At 36.4% G+C, this 319-nt stretch carries 1 protein-coding gene; it reads right to left on the bottom strand.

The genetic code is table 11. From position 1 onward, the window contains the following. The coding region (locus FH871_RS35400) for a hypothetical protein (RefSeq protein WP_212768435.1) at positions 1-305 on the bottom strand (305 nt) is incomplete at its 3' end. Positions 306-319 lie beyond the last annotated feature (14 nt).

Here is a 319-nt window from a genome sequence, read left to right as displayed (position 1 = left end):
ATCTGCTCCTTAATCCATTTAATGGTTTCGTCTAATGACAATCCTAAAGGAAGGGAGCCAAAACCATAGAATTTATCTGGATATTGCTGGATAGCTTGAGCAACCTCTTGGTTATTTTGTCTCATTCTGTCTAATGGGGCGATTGTTTGACTATGGCCTGATAGCAACTCAAAAAGAGTATTCATTTCTTTTTTGAATTCAGAATAATTTTTGGCTTTTTCGGGGTGTGGTGTTGTACAAAATAAGATAGCTTTATCAACTTTGGCTTTTTCTAATTTATCCACTTGCATTTCTAATGGGAGCATGACGTGTTGGATGT

Source organism: Larkinella sp. C7 (assembly GCF_006149005.1).
Lineage (GTDB): Bacteria > Bacteroidota > Bacteroidia > Cytophagales > Spirosomataceae > Larkinella.
Note: the sequence above shows the minus strand (reverse complement) of the source record. Positions and strands in the feature narration are given on the sequence as shown.